A 21905-nucleotide genomic window follows, 5' to 3' on the forward strand; every position below is an offset into this window, starting at 1 on the left:
ACGTGGTGGAGCTGCGGGGAATCGAACCCCGGACCTCTTCGATGCGAACGAAGCGCGCTACCAACTGCGCTACAGCCCCATGGCTCCGGCGGGTGTCGGAACCGGAACTACTTTAGCAGCGCCACGGAGCCGTTCGCGCCATCGCCCGACCGACCCCGGAGCCCGGCCGGCCGGCGGTCGGGTCCAGATCCACATCAGCCGCTGAAGTAGGCCGCTGGTGTGGATCCCACCGCCCGACCAAACACCCGAGCCCGATCCGGCCCGCGGCCCGACCGGCCCGCGGCCCGACGGCCAACCGGACCAGCCCGCCGTGTCAGCCCGGCCACCCGAGCCGGTCCGGGCCGCACCCGCCCCCACCAGCGGCCAGCCCGTCACGCCGCCTTGAACGACTCCCCAGTGAGCACCGGCACCTTGCGGGACGAGTTGACCTCGGCCGCGACGGCGATCTCGTCGCCGTAGCCGTCGTTGGCCAACTCCAGCCCGGACGCGCAGGCGGCCAGACCCATCGCGAGGTTCCGGCCGACGCCACGGAAGGCGGCCCGGGCGGCGGCGGCCTCGGGTGACATGGGCCCGGCACCGGCCGCGGCGAGCGCGTCGATGATCAGGCCGGCGCCCCATAGGTCCTCTACGGAGGGCCGCAACGACTCGCCCGGCCACCATTCCCCGGCGGCGACGACGCCGATCGGCCCGCGCACCGCGCGGACGGCCCAGTTGGCGCAGGCGGACGCGTTGCGCAGGCAGGCGCCGATGACCGGGACCCCGGTCTCGGCGAGCTGACGGGCCACGGTGGCACCGTTCGGTGAGGGCAGGACCAGCCTGGAGGACGATGTGAGCGTCCCGTCGGCCACCGCGCGCCGCACCGACAGCGGCGACAGGCTGACTCCGGTGTCCCCGGCTTCTCGCCGGCCCACCGCCAGCATGGCCCCGCGGGTCGCGGCGAACGTGGCGGCGGTCGCGTCACGCACTCGGAACGGGAACACCTCGATGCCGGCGTCCGCGGCGACCGACAGCGTGGTGGTGAACGACAGCACGTCGACGACGATCATGGCGCCGGCCCCGGCCGCGATGGCGGTCGCCCCGTTGGCGCCCCATTCGAAGCGGACGTTGAACCCGTTCTGCGTATACGGGTCGATCGAGAGCGGCGCCTGCCTTCTCGGGGACGACATCGTCACCCTCCCCCTGTTGTGGTCCGGAGCCCACCCGGGCGCCGCCGTTGAGGCGGCGCCCCGAGCCATCACTGGCCCGCGGCCCGCCGGTACGTCACAGGCGGATCGTACGGGTCGAGGTGATCGAACGTGGGGTCGTCATCGTCGAGGTCGACCACGGTTCGACCGGGACCGGCCGCCGATCGGGTGGCTCGCGCGGGTGGCCGACCGCGTCCGTACTCCGGCCGGATCTGCCGCGCCCGCTGCAGCCGCTCCATCCGTCGCTGCCGGATCTGCGCCTCGATCTTCACCTGTCGGCGCAGGTACATCAGGTACATGGCCAGCAGCACCGCGCTGACGGCGGCGCCCACCCACAGCCAACTCGCCAAAAGGACGGCTACCACCGAGAACAGGACAAAAGCGGCGGTCAGGGCCAGGGTGACGCGGCGCCGCTGCCGGTACTTGTACGCCCGCGTCGCCTCGGCCGCCTCCGGGTCGTAGCCGCCGCGACCCCGACGTCGCGGCGTGGGCCGCAAGGCCTCGTCGTCCACCTGGTAGCCCCGCGCGGGCGCCGACGCAGCGGCGGCGTGTTCCGTCCATTCCTGCTCGTCGACCTCGTTGGGGATCCGCGGCGCCTGCGCGTACGGGAATTCGGTCACCGACGACTCAGGCGCTTCGGGGCGAGCGGTCGGGTCGGACCCGTCGGCCCAGAGCCCGGCCTGACCGGCCACGTCGTCCGGCGCCGGGAAGCGATGTTCAGCGGTCGGCGACTCGTCGTAGCCGGTATCGGCCGGCCGCGGGGCGGGCCACGCCGGCCACGACCCCTGGGGCGATCCGTCCGCCGGCTCGACGGCCTCATCAGCGTCGGCGACCCGGCCTCGGTTGGCCGGAACCTGGCCGGCACGGCCGGCATGGGCGGCCGCCCACTCCTCCGCGGCGTCCTGCGGCCGCTGGTCCGCCGCGGCCCCCACCGGGACCAGCGTCCGCTCACGAACCGTCGACGACGCCTCCGCGGGCGCGGGGTCCGCCGACGGTTCTCCGTCGGCCTTAGTCGTGCGCTTGGGTCGTCGCTTGAGGGTCGCCTGAGCCCGGCGCAGGACCCGGAAGCCCTGACCACCCGATTCCGACCGCGGGACCTTGTCCCGCCGCTTGGCCACCATGGGCACCAGCACCACAAGCCACGCGACCACCAGCAGGACCACGATCAGCGACGTGGGAATACTCACCCGGAGGTCCTCCTCCGATCAGCGTCGCACTCGGCACGCGACGACGGTAACGACTCGTCTCGTGCACGCTAGAGCGCCGAAAGCGCTGGTCCCGGTAGGAACACGCGCTTTGATCAGAATCGGTCGCGCGGATGAAGTCGTTGACTCCAGTCACACCAGTCACAACGGCGGTGAGTTTGATGCGCGCCGGCGGAGATGATCCGCGCGAAGACCGGCGGAGATGATCCGCGCGGCGAGGGAGCACGAGTAGGCAGATGGTGGGTCAGCGGGGTTCGCGGGCCGGCGGCGCCGAACCCGAACCGGACAGCCGCCACCGTTGCAGCAGCTGGGTCAACCCGCCGGGGAGCTCCTCGACGGTGAGTCCGAACAGCAGGTGGTCCCGCCAGGCCCCGTCGATGTCCAGGTATCGCAGCAGTTCACCCTCCGGCCGGAACCCCAGGTGTTCCACCACGGCCCTGGACGCCAGGTTCTGCGGTGAGATCGTCGCCTCCACCCGGTGCAGGCCGACCGGGCCGAACGCGTGGGCCACCAGCAACGCGACCGCCGCTGTGCCCACCCCCTTGCCGTGGTAGCGGGAATCGACCCAGTACCCGACCCACGCCGACCGGAGGGCCCCGCGCTGGATCCCGCCCAGGGTGACCTGCCCGGCGAAGGCGCCGTCGACGGTGATCGCGAACGGCACCACCTCGCCGCGGCGGGCACCGACCCGCAGCAGGGTGCGGTGCGCGTGCCACATCGCCCGGCTGTGCCGCTGCTCCCAGGTCAGCTCACTGGTCGCGTCCCACCGGCGGATCAGCGCCTCGTCCCGCACCCTCGCGTGCTGCCACTCGGCGAAATCCCGCCGGTGCAACGGCCGTCCGGCCACCATCCCGGACACCGTCGGCAACGGCCCGAGCTTGGCCGGCCAGCCCGGGTGCGCCCCGCCGGCCACCACCGGGTACGCCACGGGGCTCATCGGTCAGGCCCGCTGCGCCAGGAACGACACCGGTACCTCGTGACCCACCGGCACCGATGTGGTCTCCTCGTCGATCAGCACCAGGCAGTTCGCCTCGGCCAGCGACGCGAGCAGGTGCGTGCCGCTGCCGCCGAGCACGTGCACCAGGTAGTCCTCCTCGTCGTCGCGCATCAACTGCCCGCGCAGGAACTGACGACGCCCCGGCGGCGAGATGATCGGCTCCAGGCACTTCGCCATCACCGTGCGCCGGTAGGGATTGGCCCGCCCGAGCATGATCCGGATCAGCGGACGGACCACCACCTCGAACACGACCAGCGCCGAGACCGGGTTGGCCGGCAGCAGGAAGGTCGGCACCCGATCGGTGCCCAGCAACCCGAAACCCTGCGCGGAACCCGGCTGCATGGCCACCCGGGACAGGTCCAGGGTGCCCAGATCGGCAAGGGCCTCGACCACCAGTTCGGCGCTCCGCCCGCCCGCGGCGCCGGCGATCAGGACGACCTCCGAGACCAGCAGCCGCGCCTCGACCAGCTCGCGCAGCCGGCGCGGGTCGCTCGGCGCGATCCCGATCCGGGTGGCATCGGCCCCGGCGTCCCGAGCCGCCGCGGCCAGGGCGAACGAGTTGACGTCGTAGACCTGGCCGGGCCCCGGTGTGCGCGCGACGTCGACCAGCTCGTCGCCCACCGAGATGATCGACAGCCGGGGCCGCGGGTGCACCAGCACCTTGTCCCGCCCGACCGCTGCCAGCAGTCCCACCTGCGCGGCCCCGATGAACGCCCCGAGGCGCACCGCGACGTCACCTGGTTGCACGTCCTCGCCGGTCCGCCGGACGTAGCTGCCCGACTCCACCGGCTTGATCACCGAGACCCGGGCACCGCCGCCCTGGGTGTGCGAGCGCGGCACCACCGCGTCGGCCAGTGTGGGCATGGCCGCTCCGGTCGCCACGTACACGGTCTGGTTGGGCTGCAGCCGGTGCGGGGTGCGGGCGCCGGCCTCGATCTCGCCGACCACCGGGAGGACCACCGGATGGCCCTCGGCGGCGATCGCCACGTCGACCGACCGGACCGCATAGCCGTCGACGGCCGCCTGGTCGAAGGCCGGCAGCGCGGACGATGCCACGACCTCCTCCGCGCAGAGCAGGCCCTGCGCCTCGGAGATGGCGGTCCGGACCGGCGGCGGGGTCACCGCGATCGCCAGCACCCGTTCGAGCTGCTCGGACACCGATCTCATCGCGGTACCGCCGGGCAGTTGACGGCCAGGGGGTTCATGGTCGCCAACGGTAACGCCCATCGCCGTGTGGTCCACGACCCGACACCGCAGAAGGGCGCCTACCGTGGCGGCGTGTCAACACTTCCACCCCCGACGGACGCCGGAATGGACGCCGACAGCGACCGGGACGATCCCGTCGCCGCGGCGAAACGGGCGATGCGGATCCCGCTGCTGGCGGCCCGTCGAGCCCGCACCGCGGGTGACCGGGCCGCGGCCCGCGCCGCCGTCGCCGAGCACCTGGCCGCGGCGCTCGTCGGCCGGTCGTGTGTGGCGGCCTACCTGCCGCTGCCGACCGAACCCCTTGATCCGGCCCTGCTGCCGCGGCTCGCGCGGGCCCTGCGGGTGTTGGTTCCGGTGGTCACCGGCCCGGCACCGCTGCAGTGGTGCGAATACACCGAGGCGACCCGGCCCGGTCGCCTCGGCATCGAGGAGCCGGCCGGGCCGCGGCTGGGCAGCGAGGCCATCGACGCGGCGGACGTGGTGGTGGTCCCGGCGTTGGCCGTGGCCGCCGACGGCTACCGGTTGGGCCGCGGCGGCGGCCACTACGACCGCACCCTGGCGCTGCGCGCCCGCCTGCGGGGCGAACGACCCGATGAGTTGATTGCGCTGGTGTACGACGAGGAATTCGGCCCGGCGGTGCCGCACGACGCCCTCGACCGGGCCGTCACCGCGGTCATCACCCCCGGCCACGGCCTGGTCCGGCTGCCGACCGGATGAGCCACTATTTGCGCGGGCCACCGGTTCGGGCGCATCATCGAATCTGGCACTCGAAGCTTCTGAGTGCCAGGACGCCTCATCACCACCCCGCGCCCGGAGGATCCGTGCCCACCTATCAATACGCGTGCACCTCGTGCGGCCACCGTTTCGAGGCCGTGCAGGCGTTCACCGACGATTCGCTGACCGACTGCCCGGTGTGCGCCGGCCAGCTGCGCAAGGTGTACGGGTCGGTCGGCGTGGTGTTCAAGGGCAGCGGTTTCTACCGGACCGATTCGCGGAACGGCAAGACCGCCTCGACCGCAGCCGCCGCGGACGGCAAATCCGAGAGCAAGTCGGACAAGCCGGCGGCCAAGTCCGACTCGTCGAGCAGCGGCAGCGGCGGTTCGGGCGAGGGCAAGTCGACCTCGTCATCGACCGGCTCCGGCAGCTCGACCACGGCCAAGGCCGCCAGCTGATCGTCCGACCGAGCACCCGTTGCGGCCGACCCCGCCGCGGGTGGCGGCCCGGCCTGGCCGCCGGGCTGATCGCGCTGACCGCGCTCGGCGCCTGCTCGGGCAACGCCGCACCCGGGCCGAGCGCCACCACGATCTCGCCGGCCCCACCGATCTCCGGCGATACCGAGCCGTCCCGCCCGGCCGCGGCAACCGCGACGCCCGGTTCCACCGACGCCGTCACTCCGGCGAGCCTGCAGGTCAGCACCGTCGCGACCGGCCTGAGCTCGCCCTGGGGACTGGGCTTCCTGCCGGACGGCCGGGCCGTCGTCACCAGCCGAGACGCGGGCACCGTGAGCCTGGTCGACGGGACCGGAACGGTCACCGAGGTGGGCACGATCGACGGCGTCGAGCACGGTGGGGAGGGCGGCCTGCTGGGCGTCGCCGTCTCGCCGACCTTCGACACGGACCGCCGGCTCTACGTGTACTACACCACCGCCCAGGACAACCGGATCGCGACCGTGGACCTGGCCGACGGGGCCCTGACCAACCAACAGGTCGGGTTCACCGGCATCGGCAAGGCGGGCATCCACAACGGGGGCCGCCTGGCGTTCGGGCCGGACGGCCTGCTGTACGTGGGAACGGGCGACGCCGGGGACCGGCCGGCCGCCCAGGATCCGAACGCTCTCGGCGGCAAGATCCTGCGGCTGACCCCCGACCTGCAACCGGCTCCCGGGAATCCGACCGACCCGCCGCTCGCCGGCGGCGCCGGCTACGACCTGGGTCATCGCAACGTCCAGGGCCTGGCGTTCGACGACCGTGGCCGGCTGTGGGCGGCCGAATTCGGCCAGAACACCTGGGACGAGTTGAACCTGATCCGGCCCGGCGCCAACGCCGGCTGGCCCGTCGTCGAGGGCTTCGCCGGCGACGATGGCGATCCCGCGTTCGTCGACCCCCAGCGGGTCTGGCCCACCGATCAGGCGTCCCCGTCCGGCCTCGCGTACTGGCGGGGCTCCCTGTGGATGGCCGGCCTGCGCGGCCAGCAGCTCTGGCAGATCCCGCTCCTGCCCGGGGCCGGCGACGCCGACGGGCAGCTGACGGGCGACCCGATCCCGCACCTGAACGGCGTCTACGGCCGGCTGCGCACCGTCGCCGTCGCGCCCGACGGCAGCCTCTGGCTGATCACGTCGAACACGGACGGCCGTGGCGAGGTCCGCGACGGGGACGACCGGATCCTGCGGCTCGCGCCGGCCTGACCCCCGGCAGTTGTTCGAGTTTGTCCACCGGAGTTGTCCACAGGGGTTGTCCACAGCCCCGACATTTCTTGCCGCGACCCGGATGCGAGCGCCTACCGTCGCACCGATGACGACGCGCACCGACCGCCCCGGGCGGAGCTTGCAGCCGCGGTGGCCGGACCGCATCCGGCAGCGGTGGTCGGACCGTCGGCGCGGTGGCCGGCTGCCGCGCAACCTCCGCCGCGGCGCGGCCGCCGCGCTGGCCCTGACGGCGGCGTTGCTGCTGCTGGTGCCGCCCCGGCCGGCGGACGGTGTCCGGGTCGTGGTCCTCGCCCGGGATCTCCCGATCGGGGCGGTCCTTGCCGAACCGGACCTGGTGAGCACGGCCGTCCTCGACCCCCCGGACGGCGCCCTGACCGGCCCGGCCCTGGCCGTCGGCCGGACCCTGGCCGGGGCGACGCGGCGCGGGGAGGTGCTCACCGACGTCCGGCTGGTCGACCCGGTGGGTCCGCAGCCGGGGCCCGACCGGGTGGCCGTGCCGATCCAGCTCGCCGATGCGACCGTGACCGAGCTGCTCCGGCCGGGCATGCATGTGGCCGTCGTCGCCGTCGCCGACGACGGTTCGGCCGCGATTCTCGTGCCGGACGCCGTGGTCCTGCTGACTCCGCCGTCCGACGTGCGCCGTGACCAGGCGCCGCCGGTCGTGCTCGCCGTTCCGCCGGACAGCGCCGATCGGGTCGTCGCCGCCGCGCTGACCGGCACCGTTGCCCTGCGCTTCACTTGATCGGTATGGTCGCTGCGTCATCTCGGGGATCGCACGTCGGGGCATCCCGGGCCACGCCACAGCGCGGTGGGTCGGCCGTCCGGGGATGGCAATTCCGTGCGGAGGGCACACCATGATCAAGGGTTTCAAGGACTTTCTGCTGCGCGGCAACGTGGTCGACCTCGCGGTCGCGGTGGTCGTCGGCGCCGCGTTCACCGCGCTCGTCGCCGCGGTGACGGCCAACCTGATCCAGCCGGTGCTCAACGCGCTCGGCGGCGTCGACACGGGCTCGATCGGCTTTTACGTCAACCCGAGCAAGCCCGAGTCGTACATCAACATCAGCGCGATCCTGAACGCGATCATCACGTTCGCCATCACCGCCCTGGTCGTCTACTTCGTCTTCGTCGCGCCGATGAAGAAGCTCTCCGACCTCGCCGCCAAGAAGAAGGTGCCGGTCAAGGCCGACCCGACCGAGGTCGAGCTGTTGATGGAGATCCGGAACCTGCTGCGCGAGCAGAACACCGCGTCGAGCGGCGCCGGAACCATGGGCCCGGCCAAGGCGCCCGAGACCGGCGCCTGAGCTCGCTCAGCCGTGGTGCGGCGGCCGGTTGTCCAGGTACCACCGGTCGTCCTCGGTCACCCGGTCGGACGCCTGCCGCACGTCCCGCTCATCCCCGGTGACGTCCGGCAAGACGTCACCGAAAATCTCGTCGATCCGCCGCCGGTCGGTCCGTGTGGTGACCGAGGGTTCCGGCGACTCGGACGAATGGTCCGGTGCGGGACTGCCGGGTAGGTTCATGCTGCCAGCATTCCACCGCCCGCGACGTCGCCTGACGGCCCGGTCGTCGGGCCGTCAGCGGGAGCGATCGTGGGATTGATCGACGACAGCATCGGGCGGGCCAAGGGCGCCGCGGACGGCCTGAGCCGCAAGGCTCAGGACGCCACCGGGGACGCGCTGACCAAGGCGGCTCAGACGGCCGGGCCGGTCATCGACAAGGCCAAGAACGCCGCCAGCGACGCCGTGCTCAAGGCCGCCGAGGTGGCCGGTCCGGTGATGGACAAGGCGGGCGAGGTCGCCGGCCCGGTGCTCGGCAAGGCCGCACCCGTGGTGGAGAAGGCCAAGGCGGTGGCCGGCGACGTGGCCGGGAAGGCCATCCAGGCCGCGGGACCCGCGGTCGAGCAGGCCAAGGCGGTCGCCGGGACGGCCGGTCAACTGGTCGGCGACGCGGTCGACGGGATCAAGGAGCGGGTGCTCAGACCTCCGGGTCGCTGAGCTGCTCGATGACGTGGATGGCCAGCGGGGTCAGCGTGGCCATGCCGTCCCGGATGGCGGCTCGCGTGCCCGCGATATTCGCCACCAACGTCGAGCCGGACACCCCGACCAAACCGCGGGAGATGACCGCGTCGGTGACGCCGGCCGCCATCCCGGACCACCGCAACGCCTGGGTGATGCCCGGCAGCTCGCGATCGATCACCTCGGACGTGACGTCCGGCGTGACGTCCCGCGGGGACACCCCGGTGCCCCCGACCGTGACGACGAGGTCGACGCCGCCGATCACCGCGGTGTTCAGCGCGGTCCGGATCGCCACCTCATCGGACGGCACGGCCACCGAGCCGTCGACGACGAAGCCCGCCTCGGCCAGCAACTCGGTGACGAGCGCACCGGCGCGCGACCGGCGTGATGGTTGGCGGACACCGCAATGCCTCCTCGACGTGGCCGATGCGCCCGATCGCATCGGCTCGGTGGGACTGCGGCTCACCCTATCCAGCGGGTCCGACCCGGCCGTCACCCGGGATGGCGCCCCCGGCGGACCACCCCGACGAATGCAGGTCTACGCGAGCGCCGGGACCGGGAATCGCGATACCGTCCGTTTTGTCACTCCCGCTCCCCCGAATTCGAAGGACTGTGTTTTATGGCGAACCGCAAGAGCACGGCGCGCGACCTCGCGCAGATCGCCATCTTCGCCGCGCTGATCGCTGCGCTCGGCCTCCCGGGCAGCATCACCATCGGCTCAACCGGTGTCCCGATCACCCTGCAAACCCTCGGCATCATGCTGACCGGCGGGATTCTCGGCGCCCGGAAGGGTTTCCTGGCCGTCCTGGTCTTCCTGGTCCTGACCTCCGCAGGCCTGCCGTTGCTGGCCGGTGGCCGCGGCGGCCTCGGAGTGTGGGCCGGACCGTCCGCCGGCTACCTGGTCGGCTGGCTGGCCGGCGTCGTGGTCATCGGTCTGCTCACCGCCCGGATCCTGCCGCGCTACCCGCTGTGGCAGGGCATTCTGGTCAACCTGCTCGGTGGGGCCCTGGTCATCTATGTGTTCGGCATCACCTGGTTGGCGATCCGGACCGGCAGCTGGGGCGCCGCGTTCACCGGTGCGCTCCCGTTCCTGCCCGGCGACGTGCTCAAGGCGGTCATCGCCGCGATCGTGGTCAAGCAGGTGCATCGCGCCTACCCGGGCCTGATTCCCGGCGTCGTGACGGCCGGGACCCAACCGCCGTCGGAGAAGGTCGCCTCCTGAGCTGGCCGGAGCTACGGCCGGGCCGCGTCGACGACGCACCGGCGATCACCACGGGCGGCCGCACCGTCAGCTACCGGCGGTTCACGGCGTCGGTCCGTGCGGCGGCCGCGCACGGGACGGGGCCGGACGGCACCGCCGGGCTCGGCCCCATCGATGCCTTGACCGCCGTGTTCGCGGCGGCCGCTGCGGGCCGTCCGGTCGTGGTCACCGACCCGGCCGGGCCTCCCGCGGCGGCACCGTCCGATCTCCCGCCGGAGACCTTCCTGGTGGTGGTCACCTCGGGCACGTCCGGGCACCCGCGTCCGGTGCTGCGCACGGCTGCGTCCTGGACGTCGTCGTTCGCCGCCTTCGGCGATCTGACCGGCATCGGACCCGACGACCGGGTGCTGCTCACCGGCCCGCTGCACGCCACGATGCACCTGTTCGCGGCCGTGCACACCCTGGCCGTGGGTGCGCACCTGGTGGACGACCCGGCGAGCGCCACGGTGGCGCACGCGGTGCCGTCCCGGCTGGCCACCCTGCTCGACGAACTCGACGACCTCGACGACCTCGACGCCGCCAGCGCGAACAGCCCGTTGCGGACGGTGGTGGTGGCCGGCGCGTCGCTGCCCGACGCCCTTGCGGCCCGGGCCCGGGATCGCGGGCTGGCGGTCGTCGAGTACTACGGCGCCGCGGAGCTGTCGTTCGTCGCCGCCCGCCGGGTTCCCGGCCCGCTGCGGCCGTTCCCCGGTGCCGAGATCGAGCTCCGCGCCGGCGTGCTCTGGGTGCGCTCGCCCTACCTGTCGCTGGGCTATCCCGGCGGCGTCGACGGGCCGTACCGGCGAGACCCGGACGGGTTCGCCACGGTCGGCGACCTGGCCGAGGCCGTGGACGCGGCGGACGGAGCGATCACCGGGGGTCTGCGGATCCGGGGCCGCGGGGATGCGGCGATCACCACGGCCGGCGCGACGGTCGTCGCCGAGGACGTCGAGCAGGCCTTGTCGACGCTGCCCGGGGTGGCCGCCGTCGCGGTGGTCGGGGTGCCGCATCCGCGGCTCGGGCACCTGGTCGTGGCCGTGGTGCAGCCGGCCCCGGGTGCCGATCTGACCGGGATCCGTGGCGACGCCCGGCGGCGGCTGCGCGCCCAGTCATTGCCCCGCCGCTGGCTGATCGCCGATTCACTGCCGCGCACGCCGGGCGGCAAGGTGGCGCGGCACGCCGTGTCAGCGGCGGTCGCCGCGCTGGACGACGGTCGACCGGCACCCGCTGGGGCGCCCGTCCTGCGCCCGCTACCGTCGACGCCGTGACCCGCTTCGACCCCGCCGCCCCGGTGCTGTGCGCGGGCCGCCGCACCGCCATCGGCACCACCGGTCACGCGTTCGCCGGGGTCGACGTCATCGGGCTGAGCGCCCCCGTGCTGGCCGCGGTCGCCCGCCACGCGGCGGCTCTGGACCGGCCCATCGACGACGTCGTGTTGGGCAACTGCATGGGCCCGGGCGGCGATATCGCCCGGGTGGCCGCGCTGGCCGCCGGGCTGGGCGAGACGGTGCCCGGCGTCACCGTCGACCGGCAGTGCGGCTCCGGCCTCGACGCGGTGCTGCAAGCGGCGGCCCGGGTGCGGTCCGGCGACGCGGAACTCGTGCTGGCCGGCGGGGCGGAATCGGCGAGCACCGCACCCTGGCGGTTCTGGCCGGGCGCGCCCGGGCGTGACCCGGTTCGCTACACGCGCGCCCCGTTCACGCCGGCGGGCGAGCCGGACCCGGACATGGGCGAGGCGGCCGACCTGCTGGCGGCCAAACTCGGCATCACCCGCGCCGACCAGGACCGGTACGCCGCGCGTTCGCACGCGCTGACCCATGCGGCGGCGATCGCGGGCCGGTACACCGCGGAGATCGTGCCGCTGCCGGAGTTGTCGGCCGATCAGCGACCCCGCCCGGGGCTCGACGAGCGCCGGTTGGCCCGGTTGCGGCCGGCGTTCGGAGCGGACGGCACGGTGACGGCCGGCAACTCCTGCGGGGTCTCCGACGGTGCCGCGGCCCTGGCGGTGACGACCGCGGGCGCCGCCCGGGCGGCCGGCCTGCCGTACCTGCGGGTGGTCGGTTCGGCGGTCGCCGCGGGCCGGCCCGATCTGCCGGGTCTGGCCCCGGCCCCGGCGGTACGCCGGTTGCTGGCCCGGACCGGGGTCGGCCTGGCCGATGTCGGCGCGGTCGAGATCACCGAGGCGTTCGCGTCGGTGGTGCTCGCCGTCGTCGACGAACTCGGCCTGGACCAGGACCGGGTGTGCGCGGAGGGCGGGGCGATCGGGCTCGGCCATCCCTGGGGGGCCTCCGGCGCGATCCTGTTGCTGCGGCTGATGTCCCGGCTGCTCGATCCGGCCGAAGCGGTTGAAGCGGCCGGCGCGACCGGCCCGACCGGCCCGACCGGGTCCGGCCTGGGCCTGGCGGCCTGCGCGATCGGCGGCGGGCAGGGCCTGGCCATGCTGCTGGCCCACCCGGAGGCCTGATCGGGTGGCGGAGATCGCGTTCAGGAACGTGCAGCACCGGTTCGGCGAGCGGACGGTGCTGGCCGGCATCGACCTGACCCTGACCGAGCACCGGGTCGGCATCGTCGGGGCCAACGGCTCGGGAAAGTCGACCATGGCCCGGATGATCAACGGGCTGGTCTCGCCGACGTCCGGGACGGTCTCCGTCGACGGCCTGGACACCACGGCGAAGGGGCGAGAGGTGCGCCGGAAGGTCGGGTTCGTGTTCACCGACCCGGACAATCAGATCGTCATGCCGACCGTCGCCGAGGACGTCGGGTTCTCGTTGCGTCGTTCCGGTCTGACCAAGGAGCAGCTGGCCGACCGGGTCGCCGAGACGCTGAGCCGGTTCGGGCTGGCCGGGCACGCGGACCACCCCACCCACCTGCTGTCCGGCGGGCAGAAGCAGTTGCTGGCCCTGGCCGCGGTGCTGGTCACCCGGCCGCAGGTGATCGTCGCCGACGAACCCACCACGCTGCTGGACCTGCGCAACGCCCGGATGGTCAGCGACCTGCTCTACGGCATGCCGGAACAGCTGGTGCTGGTCACCCACCACCTGCACCTGCTGGACGGTTTCGACCGGGTGGTGGTCATCGACGCCGGCCGCGTCGTCGCCGACGGGCCACCGGCCGACGCGCTCCCCGCCTACACCGGACTGCTGGCGTGACCAGGCGGCCCGGAGCTCCCCCCGCGCAGCGCAGCCCGCGGAGTATCGGCCGGCCCCAGCCCGGCGTACGTTCCGCGGTCGACCGGCCCGGGATCCCGGGGGCCCGGGCATGATCGGCCTGTACCAACCGGGCACGTCGTTGCTGCACCGGCTGGCGGCGGGTTGGAAGCTGCTCGCCATGGGTCTGGCGATCGTCGGGATCGTCCTGCTCCAGGCGCCGTGGCAGCTGGGTGTCGCGGCTCTCGCGGTGGTGGGTGGGTTCGCGCTGGCCCGGATCCCGGCCCGGGTCACCTGGTCCCAGCTGTGGCCGATGCGGTGGTTCCTGCTGTTCATCGCGGTGTTCCAGGTGATCTTCACCGGGTGGGAACGGGCCCTGATGACCTGCGGCACCCTGCTGCTGACCGTGGCGATCGCTGCGTTGATCACGCTGACCACCCGGGTCACCGAGATGCTGGACGTCTGCCAGCGGCTGCTCGGTCCGCTGCGCCGGTTCGGGGTGGATCCCGACCGGGCCGGGCTGGTGCTCGCGTTGACCATCAGGTGCATCCCGTTGATGGTCGAGATCGTCGGCGCCGTGTCCCAGGCCCGCAAGGCCCGCGGCGCCGGCTTCTCGTTGCGCGCGCTGGTCGTGCCATCGGTGGTGCGGGCGTTGCGGCGGGCCGACGCGATCGGAGACGCGCTGACCGCGCGCGGCGTGGACGACTGAATCCCGCCTCGAGACGGCCACGGAAACTGTGGCATACAGTTCTGCCCAATCTGTCAACGGTGACGCCCTGGGAGCTTGATGTGAACCGACGCCGGCTGATGCTGCCCGCCGCCCTGACTCTGGCGCTGGTGGCCGCGTGTACCTCGACCGGGTCGGACGCCGAATCGACCTCGGCCTCGAGCGGTACCGGTTCGAGCGCAACCGGCTCGAGCCCGTCCGGTTCGGGGGCGCCGGCCTCGGCGGCCGAGCAGCCGCCGGTCAACCCGGCGGGCGTGCCCGGCGTGCCGACGAATCAGGTGTGGGTCGAGTCGGCTATCCGCAAGGTCGATGGCCTGGCCGCCTCGATGCTTGAGGAGACGAACATCCCCGGGATGGCGGTGGCCGTCGTGCAGGGCGGGGAGATCGTCTTCGCCAAGGGTTACGGCGTACGCGAGACCGGCCGGCCGGACACCGTCGACCCCGACACGGTGTTCCAGTTGGCCTCGGTGTCCAAGCCGATCGGGGCAACGGTCATCGCGCAGGAGGTCGGCAAGGGCACCGTCGGCTGGGACACGCCGGTCGTCACCCACCTGCCCGACTTCGCCCTGGCCGACCCCTACGTCACCGCGAACGTGACGGTCGCCGACATGTACTCCCACCGGTCGGGCCTGCCCGACCATGCCGGAGACCTGTTGGAGGATCTGGGTTACGACCGCGCCTACGTGCTGTCGAAGCTGAAGTACGAGCCGCTCAACCCCTTCCGGGCGGTCTACAACTACACCAACTTCGGCATCACCACCGGCGCCGAGTCCGTCGCCCGGGCCGCCGGGGTCGATTGGGAAACCCTGTCGGAGCGCGACATCTACGGCCCGCTGGGCATGACCGACACCAGCTCGACCTTCGCCGACTTCCAGGCCAACCCCAACCACGCGGCCGGCCATGTGCTGGTCGACGGGCAGTACCAGGCCAAGTACCTGCGGCAGCCGGACGCCGAGTCCCCCGCCGGCGGGGTGAGCGCCTCGGTGACCGACGTCGCGACCTGGTTGGCCATGGTGCTCAATGAGGGCAAGACCGCCGACGGCACCCAGCTGATCGACCCCCAGGCGCTCAACGCGGCGCTCACCCCGCACATCCGAGCGGTGGACGGCAGCCCGACGCCGGCGACCATCGTGAACCGGGCCACCTCCTACGGGTACGGATTCAACGTGAACACCGACGCCACCGGGCGGGTCCGGATCGGCCATTCCGGCGCATTCGGGCTCGGCGCCGGCACCACGTTCCTGGGCATCCCCGACCTCGACCTGGGCATCGTGGTGCTGACCAACGCTGCCCCCATCGGTGCCGCCGAGGCACTGTCCCAGGAATTCGCCGACATCGCCGAATCCGGCAGCATCCAGCACGACTGGCGCCCGCTCTATGCGGCCGCATTCGCCCCCGGCAGCGCCCCGGCCGGCACCCTGGCCAACGAGACCCCGCCGGCAACTCCTGTTGCCGCGTCGCCCAATTCGGCCTACGTCGGCACCTACCAGAACGATTACGTCGGACCGGCGACGGTCAGCGAGGCGGGCACCGGGCTGGTCCTGACCCTGGGACCCGACGGCCAGCAGTTCCCGTTGACCCACTGGGACGGCCAGGTGTTCACCATGGTGCCCACCGGCGAGAACGCGCCGGAGGGCAGCATTTCGGCGGTCACCTTCGAGGGCGCCGGGAGCGAAGGGTCGACCCCGGCATCGGCCATGACCGTCGAGTTCTACAACAAGGAAGGCCTGGGCGTCTTCCGCCGTTGATCGGCCGCCCGGTGCATCCGATCGCCACCGGGCACCGGTAACCCCCTCGACAGCCGCCCGCCGGATCGAGGAGGATCTCAATGACAAAGACTCGTGGAACGAGTCTGCGGCGCACTCTGGCCGCCACCACTGCCGGGACGATCGCCATTGCCGCTGCGCTGCTGGCGGCCTCGCCCGCCGCGGCCGCTGATACCGCGCAAGTGTATGTCGTACACGGGGTTCCGGGCCTCACTGTCGACGTCTACGTCGACGGTCAACGCGCCCTGGACGACTTCAAGCCGGAGACCGTGGCCGGTCCACTGGATCTGCCTGCCGGCAGCCATGCGGTGGCGATCACCGCGGCCGATGCGACGGACGCGTCCAACCCGGTGCTGTCCGCCACGGCGGATCTCACTGCCGGCAACAGCTATTCGCTGGTCGCCCACCTGTCGGCCGACGGAAACCCCACGCTCACGCCATATTCCAATGACATTTCGACGGTTCCGGCCGGTCAGGCCCGATTGGTGGTCCGGCACGACGCGGCCGCGCCGGCGGTCGATGTGCGGGCCGGAGGCGCCGTGGTGCTGTCCGACGTGACCAACCCGAACCAGGGCGCCCTTGTCGTGCCCGCGGGCACGGTGAGCGCCGACGTGGTGCTGGCCGGCACGTCGACGGTGGCCATCGGTCCGGCCGACGTCACGCTCACGGAGGGCACCGCGACCTTCGTGCACGCGGTCGGCAGCGCCGACAAGGGCGACCTCGCGCTCGTCTCGTTCACCGTCTCCGGGCTGCACTCCGCACCCGGCGGGGTCCCGGCGGGCACCGGCCCGGCCGCTGACCCGGCATTGACCGTGTTCATCACCGTCCTGGCGGTGGCCGGTCTCGCGCTCGTCGCACTCGGTGGTCGCCGGCTGATGGCCGGCCGGACCGACTGAGCCGATCTTGACCGGCGGCCGGGTCTACCGGCGGGACGCGACCGATGGGGGCGTCCCGCGCCGCCCCCGTCGGTCGCCGACGGCACGTCCCCACCGCCGGGCTGCCACCAGCCTGGCGGTGGGGACGCTGCTGATCATCGCGGCGGCATTGCTGTGGGTCGTCGACCGGCCGGAACCGGCCGGGCAGACGGTGAGTTCGGTCGGCGCGTCGGGGGCGCTCGAACTCACCGCAGCCCCACCCGTCCCACCCGCCCTGGCGGCGGCCCCGCCGGCGACGACCGCGCCGGTCAGCTCAGCACCGGCGATCAGCTCAGCACCGGCGGCGCCGGTCTCGTCATCGGAGATCCCGCCGCCCGCGCCACCGCCGGCGCCGCCCTCGCCGCCGAACCGCATCCGTATTCCCACCCTGTCGGTCGACGCACCGGTGTCCTCGGTCGGGATCGCCGACGACGGCGAGGTGCAGGTGCCCGACGACATCGCCACCGTCGGCTGGTACCGCTTCGGTCCCCTCCCGGGCGAACCCGGGTCGTCCGTCCTGGTCGGCCACGTCGACGACTACCGGCAGGGCGTCGGCGTCCTCGCCCGGATCGGCGATCTGAACCCGGGCGACACGATTCAGATTGGCGATGAAGACGGCGGTGTCAGCGAATTCACGGTGGTGGCCCGGGAGCAGTGGAACAAGGCCGACGCGCCACTCGACCGGCTGTTCGACCGGGGCGGCGCGGCCCGGCTCGTCCTGCTCACGTGCGGTGGCGCCTTCGACGACGTTCGCCTGCAGTACACCGACAACATCGCGGTCACCGCGATCCCATCGGTCCCATGACCTACTCTCAGGGGCGTGTCGCAGCCCAACCCGCCCCCCGGGCCGCCCTGGCCCGGGGCAGATGAGCGCTGGGTGGAGCGATTCCAGGCCGGCGACGACCGGGCGCTGCGCGAGGCATACGACCGCTTCGGCGGCATGGTGCTGCGAGTGGGCCTGCTCCGGCTGGGCAACCAGCACGACGCGGAGGACTTGGTCCAAATGGTCTTCGTGCGGGCCTGGAAGGGCCGGGCCGGCTTCGACCCGACGAAGGGGTCCCTCGGGGCGTGGCTGCTCGGCATCACCCGGCGGCTGATCGCCGATCGGTACGCCGCGCTCGACCGGGATCGGCGGATCGTCGCCGCCGCGGAACAGGTCGCCCCGACCGACGTCGAATCGGCCCCCGCCGACCGGGTGGTCGACCGGGTGGTGGTCGGCAACGAGCTGGACAAACTGCCCGCCGAACAGCGACGGGTCATCCTGCTGGCCTTCTACGGCGAACTGAGCCACTCCCAGATCGCCGCGACGACCGGGCTGCCCATCGGCACGGTCAAGAGCCACATCAGACGAGCCCTGATTCAACTCCGGAAGCGTTGGGAGGTGGACGGTGCCACATCTTGATGGGCCACTTCCCGACCCCTCCCAGCCGGATTCCCACCCCGACCCGGACGATCTCGCGTTGGTCGCGCTGGACGAGCAGCTCGGCGCCGGCGTCGACGAGCACATTGCCGGGTGCGCGACCTGCACGGAGCAGGTCGAATCGTTCCGCGGCACCATCGAACTCGCCGGGCTGTCCGACTACGGCCGGGACGCCCCGCCGCCCGGCGACCACGTGTGGGCGGCCATCTCCACCGACCTCGGGTTCGCCGGCTCGACGCCGGTGGCCGGGCCGCCCGCCGTCCCGCCGGCGCTGCCGCGCCTGGTGTCCGTGCCCGGCCCGGCCGAGCCGGCAGCGGAGCCGACGCCGTCCATCGAGCCGACCGCGCGGCCGGCCCGGCGGAACCGGTGGATCGCGCCGATCGCCGCGGCCGCCGTGGGTATCGCGCTCGGAGCCGGCGCGGTGATCGTCGTGCAGAACCGGGAGGGCTCGGTCACGGTCGACGCCACGGCGCCGCTGACGCCCGTGCAGGGCGGGCCGCTGCCCACGTCGGACGGGCAGGTCGGAACGGCCGAACTGGTGACCGCGCGGAATGGGCAGCAGGTGCGGGTCGACGCGTCCGCCCTGCCCGCGCCGACATCCACCGCCTATGAGGTGTGGTTGTTCGGTGACGACGGCCGGATGGTCTCCCTGGGCACCCTCGCGGACGGTTCCGGATCGTTCACCGTGCCGGCCGGGATCGACACCACCCAGTACCGGACGGTGGACGTCTCCGACGAACCGCCGGACGGCAATCCCGCGCATTCCGGGATCAGCCTCATCCGCGGAACCTTCGCCTGACGGCCGGCCACAGTCGGGGCCGGCACCGGTGGCGGGCGGCAGGCCTTGGCGACGGCCCGGCCCGCGCCGACGGGACCCGCGCTGATCGGGCCTGTCCTGAATCGAACCCGCCTGCGCACCGGTTCGCTGATCGAACTCCCATCGAATTAGGCAATTCGGGCGCGGAATTGAGACTTCGATCAGCGGTGCAGTCCCTGCGGCTGTGGGGCGCACCCGCGCTGCGGCGCGTCCCGCCCCGACCGCCGCGGCGTTCCGTGGGCGCGGGCCGATGGATCAGCCGGTGCGGTCCGGGATGCTGACCTGCAACCCACCGTCGACCCGACGGAAGTCGATCCGGTCCAGCGAGGTCACCGATGGCGCGTCGAGTGCGTCGTGGGTGGTCAACACCCCGACGACCGGACACCCGGCCGCCTTCGCGGCGATCACCCCGGCGGGCGCATCCTCGACCACCAGGCACCGCTCCGGTGCAAAGCCGAGCGCCCGCGCGCCGGCCAGGAACGGCGCCGGATCGGGCTTGCCCAGCACCACGTCGTCGGCGGTGATCACCACCGCCGGCCGAGGCAGGCCGGCGGCGGCAATGCGGGCCGAGGCGAGCCGCACGGTGCCGCTGGTGACGATGGCGACCCGGTCCGGCGCCAGCAGGGTCAGCGCGTCGATCGCCCCGGGCTGGGCGACGACCCCGTCGGTGTCGGTGGATTCGGTGGTGATCATGAACTCGGTGGCCTGCGCCACCCGGTCGGCCGGCATGTCCGGCTCGAGCAGGGCCAGCACCTGACCGACCGGCACGCCGTGGATGTGCGGCTCGACCTCCGGCCAGGGCCGGCCGATGTGGTCGGCGAACGTGCGCCAGCTGCGCCGCACGCTGCCGGAGGAGTCGATGAGGGTGCCATCGAGATCGAACAGGACCGCGTCCACCAGCCAGGTCGTCACGCCCGGGATGCTACGGGTCAGCCGGCCGCATTCCGCAGGCCGTCCAGCAGCGGGGTGGCCGGGCGGCCGATCAGTTTGGACAGCTCCCCGGTCACCTCGGCCAGCGCGCCGTGCGCGATGTCGTCGTCCATCTGGGCGACGAAGCCGGCCGTCCCCGCGTCCAGCCCGACCTGCTGCAGGATCCCGACCAGGGTCGGCCCGTCGACACTGCGGTAGGTCACCGGCGCATCGACGATCTCGCTCAGGGCGGCGGCGAGTTCGGTGAAGTCCCACGCATGGTCACCGCCGAGCTCGTACACCCGGCCCTCGTGCCCGGCCTGGGTGAGCACCACCGCAGCAGCGGCCGCGAAGTCGGCCCGGCTGGCCGAGGCCACCCGACCATCACCCGCGGCCGCGACGAGAGTCCCGGTCTGCCGGGCGGTCTCGATCTGCCCGAGGTAATTCTCGGTGTACCAGTTGTTGCGCAGGATGGTGAACGGCAGGCCCGACGCGGTCAGGTACTCCTCGGTAAACTTGTGGTCCGGCGCCAGCACCAGGGTGCTGGTGGTCGCCCGCGGGGCCGAGGTGTAGACGACCCGGCCCACCCCGGCCGCGGCGGCGGCGTCGATCACGTTCCGGTGCTGCTCCACCCGCTGCCCGACCTCGCTCGAGGAGACGAACAGCAGCGCATCCACACCATCGAAGGCGCCCCGAAGCGCCTGCGGGTCGGCATAGTCGGCCTGCCGCACCTGGATCCCCTGGGTGGTCAGGTCGGCAGCCTTGGTCGCATCACGGACGACGGCGACGATCGAACCCGGGTCGGTCGTGCGCAGCAGCTCACTGATGACGAGTGCCCCGAGCTTCCCGGTGGCCCCGGTGACGGCGACGGTCATGGCGGAATCCCTTCCTCAAGTACTTGAACGCTCAAGTGACGTTCCTCCGTCGCAACACCGCCGATCGCCGCAATGTTCCGCCACCATGCGGATGTCTCCATCCTCACCGCCCGGCAGTATTGCGCCATACCGCCTCCCACCAGGGAAAACTCCGGTGGCGAGCGGACTTCGACCCCATGAGAAGCACCCGAATCCCGGGCGATCCCGCGCGCCCGGCGAAAGGAACATGACATGAAGCCCGGCACGATGGTCATCGGATTCGTCCCCTGGATCGCCTTCGGCATCGTCGTCCAGCTCATCGGACCGCAGTCGGTCGCCCTGTCCGCCCTGCTGGGCCTCGGCCTGGTAATGGCCGGCGTCGCCATCACCCGGGAGCTCCGCTCGCCGAACCAGGTGGCCGTGGGCTCGCTGATCCCGCTGTCCACGATCGCGGTCACTGCCCTGATGACCGGGGACAACGTGCACGAGTGGCTGTTCACCTGGGCCGTGCCCGGCCAGGCGCTCGTCCTCGGTGCGTTCCTGCTGGCCATGCTGCCGATCGCGCCGTTCACCCAGCGCTACGCCCGGTCCGTGACGCCCCGCGCCCACTGGACCTCGCCGCTGTTCGTCCGCACCAACCTGATCATGAGTGCGGCCTGGGGCATCGCGATGGTCGCGCTCGGCGCCTGCAACATCCTGGGCTCGGCGATGGACGCCTACGCCGACGAGTTCGGCGAGCTGGCCGACGTCCGGCCGTACCTGGGCCTGGTGTCGTTGGCCGTCATCGCCGGGATCATCATCTTCACCACGCTGTACCCGGCCCGGGTCCGCGGCGCCGCCGCCCCCTCGCCCGCCCTCGTCTGATCCGCCGGGCGCTCCTCATAACCACGCCTGAGCCCTGACCTGGAGTTGATCATGGGCTCGTTGCCGTTATCCGGGCCGGCCTTGTCAAGGGGTCGGTGCAACACGGGGGTCATCAGGCGGCCCGTGCCAGGAACTGGGCCAGGGCTTGGGCTGGGGTCCTGAGGTCCAGCGTCGGACGAGGCCGTTGGTTGAGCGAGTCCTGGACTCGTTTGAGGT

General features: G+C 72.7%; 25 protein-coding genes and 1 tRNA gene. 17 read left to right on the top strand and 9 right to left on the bottom strand.

The genetic code is table 11. The features are described from left to right. Positions 1-3: 3 nt before the first annotated feature. From ACILSK_RS24530 to glp, 5 genes are all read right to left on the bottom strand, one after another. Positions 4-79, bottom strand: a tRNA-Ala gene (locus ACILSK_RS24530). 292 nt (positions 80-371) lie between these two features. Continuing rightward, positions 372-1166, bottom strand: a complete 795-nt coding sequence (locus ACILSK_RS24535; protein ID WP_395729811.1) for a 2-phosphosulfolactate phosphatase — start codon at positions 1164-1166, stop codon at positions 372-374. 68 nt (positions 1167-1234) lie between these two features. Beyond that, positions 1235-2371, bottom strand: a complete 1137-nt coding sequence (glpR, locus tag ACILSK_RS24540; RefSeq protein WP_395729812.1) for a gephyrin-like molybdotransferase receptor GlpR — start codon at positions 2369-2371, stop codon at positions 1235-1237. A gap of 262 nt (positions 2372-2633) precedes the next feature. Next, complete coding sequence (locus ACILSK_RS24545) at positions 2634-3326, bottom strand: GNAT family N-acetyltransferase (protein ID WP_395729813.1); 693 nt, start codon at positions 3324-3326, stop codon at positions 2634-2636. A 3-nt stretch (positions 3327-3329) separates the two neighbouring features. Further along, positions 3330-4553: a gephyrin-like molybdotransferase Glp gene (glp, locus tag ACILSK_RS24550; protein WP_395729814.1), complete on the bottom strand. Its 1224-nt coding sequence runs from the start codon at positions 4551-4553 to the stop codon at positions 3330-3332. A gap of 111 nt (positions 4554-4664) precedes the next feature. Here glp and ACILSK_RS24555 point away from each other — a divergent pair, with 111 nt between their 5' ends. From ACILSK_RS24555 to mscL, 5 genes are all read left to right on the top strand, one after another. Next, positions 4665-5309, top strand: coding sequence for a 5-formyltetrahydrofolate cyclo-ligase (locus ACILSK_RS24555; RefSeq protein WP_395729815.1), 645 nt, complete (start codon positions 4665-4667; stop codon positions 5307-5309). A 104-nt stretch (positions 5310-5413) separates the two neighbouring features. Beyond that, positions 5414-5764 (top strand): FmdB family zinc ribbon protein, encoded by a 351-nt coding sequence (locus tag ACILSK_RS24560; RefSeq protein ID WP_395729816.1) that lies wholly within the window; start codon positions 5414-5416, stop codon positions 5762-5764. 257 nt (positions 5765-6021) lie between these two features. Then, a complete protein-coding gene (locus ACILSK_RS24565; protein ID WP_395729832.1) occupies positions 6022-6996 on the top strand; it encodes a PQQ-dependent sugar dehydrogenase in 975 nt (324 codons plus the stop codon). A 106-nt stretch (positions 6997-7102) separates the two neighbouring features. After that, entirely contained in the window at positions 7103-7759 is a 657-nt protein-coding gene (locus ACILSK_RS24570) for an SAF domain-containing protein (RefSeq protein ID WP_395729817.1), read from the top strand. Positions 7760-7871: 112 nt separating this feature from the next. Continuing rightward, entirely contained in the window at positions 7872-8318 is a 447-nt protein-coding gene (mscL, locus tag ACILSK_RS24575; protein WP_395729818.1) for a large conductance mechanosensitive channel protein MscL, read from the top strand. 6 nt (positions 8319-8324) lie between these two features. On the opposite strand, the gene ACILSK_RS24580 is transcribed toward mscL, so the two are convergent. After that, positions 8325-8537 carry a hypothetical protein gene (locus tag ACILSK_RS24580; RefSeq protein WP_395729819.1) on the bottom strand — a complete coding sequence of 71 codons (213 nt, stop codon included), beginning with the start codon at positions 8535-8537 and terminating at the stop codon, positions 8325-8327. Positions 8538-8606: 69 nt separating this feature from the next. Here ACILSK_RS24580 and ACILSK_RS24585 point away from each other — a divergent pair, with 69 nt between their 5' ends. Next, positions 8607-9011: a hypothetical protein gene (locus ACILSK_RS24585; RefSeq protein WP_395729820.1), complete on the top strand. Its 405-nt coding sequence runs from the start codon at positions 8607-8609 to the stop codon at positions 9009-9011. Here the strand turns inward: ACILSK_RS24585 and ACILSK_RS24590 are convergent. After that, positions 8992-9474 carry a molybdenum cofactor biosynthesis protein B gene (locus tag ACILSK_RS24590; protein ID WP_395729833.1) on the bottom strand — a complete coding sequence of 161 codons (483 nt, stop codon included), beginning with the start codon at positions 9472-9474 and terminating at the stop codon, positions 8992-8994. The genes ACILSK_RS24585 and ACILSK_RS24590 overlap by 20 nt on opposite strands. A 177-nt stretch (positions 9475-9651) precedes the next feature. Here ACILSK_RS24590 and ACILSK_RS24595 point away from each other — a divergent pair, with 177 nt between their 5' ends. The 10 genes from ACILSK_RS24595 to ACILSK_RS24640 all read left to right on the top strand — a co-directional run bounded on the left by ACILSK_RS24595 (position 9652) and on the right by ACILSK_RS24640 (position 19044). Then, entirely contained in the window at positions 9652-10254 is a 603-nt protein-coding gene (locus ACILSK_RS24595; RefSeq protein ID WP_395729821.1) for a biotin transporter BioY, read from the top strand. Positions 10255-10421: 167 nt separating this feature from the next. Further along, positions 10422-11540: a fatty acid--CoA ligase family protein gene (locus ACILSK_RS24600; protein WP_395729834.1), complete on the top strand. Its 1119-nt coding sequence runs from the start codon at positions 10422-10424 to the stop codon at positions 11538-11540. Continuing rightward, a complete protein-coding gene (locus tag ACILSK_RS24605) occupies positions 11537-12736 on the top strand; it encodes a thiolase family protein (RefSeq protein ID WP_395729822.1) in 1200 nt (399 codons plus the stop codon). The genes ACILSK_RS24600 and ACILSK_RS24605 overlap by 4 nt, the downstream gene beginning before the upstream one ends. A 4-nt stretch (positions 12737-12740) precedes the next feature. After that, positions 12741-13421, top strand: coding sequence for an energy-coupling factor ABC transporter ATP-binding protein (locus ACILSK_RS24610; protein ID WP_395729823.1), 681 nt, complete (start codon positions 12741-12743; stop codon positions 13419-13421). Positions 13422-13530: 109 nt separating this feature from the next. Beyond that, complete coding sequence (locus ACILSK_RS24615) at positions 13531-14127, top strand: energy-coupling factor transporter transmembrane component T family protein (RefSeq protein ID WP_395729824.1); 597 nt, start codon at positions 13531-13533, stop codon at positions 14125-14127. A gap of 98 nt (positions 14128-14225) precedes the next feature. Beyond that, a complete protein-coding gene (locus ACILSK_RS24620) occupies positions 14226-15893 on the top strand; it encodes a serine hydrolase (RefSeq protein WP_395729835.1) in 1668 nt (555 codons plus the stop codon). Positions 15894-15973: 80 nt separating this feature from the next. Further along, on the top strand, positions 15974-16807 hold the full coding sequence (locus tag ACILSK_RS24625) for a DUF4397 domain-containing protein (RefSeq protein ID WP_395729825.1): 834 nt from the start codon (positions 15974-15976) through the stop codon (positions 16805-16807). A gap of 118 nt (positions 16808-16925) precedes the next feature. Then, positions 16926-17630: a class F sortase gene (locus ACILSK_RS24630; protein WP_395729826.1), complete on the top strand. Its 705-nt coding sequence runs from the start codon at positions 16926-16928 to the stop codon at positions 17628-17630. Between the two features lie 15 nt (positions 17631-17645). Then, the gene (locus tag ACILSK_RS24635; protein ID WP_395729827.1) at positions 17646-18227 is read left to right on the top strand and encodes an RNA polymerase sigma factor; all 582 of its coding nucleotides are present in this window, start codon (positions 17646-17648) and stop codon (positions 18225-18227) included. Further along, the gene (locus ACILSK_RS24640; protein ID WP_395729828.1) at positions 18214-19044 is read left to right on the top strand and encodes an anti-sigma factor; all 831 of its coding nucleotides are present in this window, start codon (positions 18214-18216) and stop codon (positions 19042-19044) included. Before ACILSK_RS24635 ends, ACILSK_RS24640 begins: the two co-directional genes overlap by 14 nt. Before the next feature lie 273 nt (positions 19045-19317). On the opposite strand, the gene ACILSK_RS24645 is transcribed toward ACILSK_RS24640, so the two are convergent. Together ACILSK_RS24645 and ACILSK_RS24650 are read right to left on the bottom strand one after the other, a co-directional pair. Next, the gene (locus tag ACILSK_RS24645; RefSeq protein WP_395729829.1) at positions 19318-19974 is read right to left on the bottom strand and encodes an HAD-IA family hydrolase; all 657 of its coding nucleotides are present in this window, start codon (positions 19972-19974) and stop codon (positions 19318-19320) included. Positions 19975-19991: 17 nt separating this feature from the next. Continuing rightward, complete coding sequence (locus ACILSK_RS24650; RefSeq protein ID WP_395729830.1) at positions 19992-20846, bottom strand: SDR family oxidoreductase; 855 nt, start codon at positions 20844-20846, stop codon at positions 19992-19994. A 231-nt stretch (positions 20847-21077) separates the two neighbouring features. On the opposite strand from ACILSK_RS24650, the gene ACILSK_RS24655 reads away from it, so the two are divergent. Further along, positions 21078-21689, top strand: coding sequence for a hypothetical protein (locus ACILSK_RS24655; RefSeq protein ID WP_395729831.1), 612 nt, complete (start codon positions 21078-21080; stop codon positions 21687-21689). Positions 21690-21905: the final 216 nt, after the last annotated feature.

Source organism: Nakamurella sp. (assembly GCF_044224575.1).
Taxonomy (GTDB): Bacteria; Actinomycetota; Actinomycetes; order Mycobacteriales; family Nakamurellaceae; genus Nakamurella.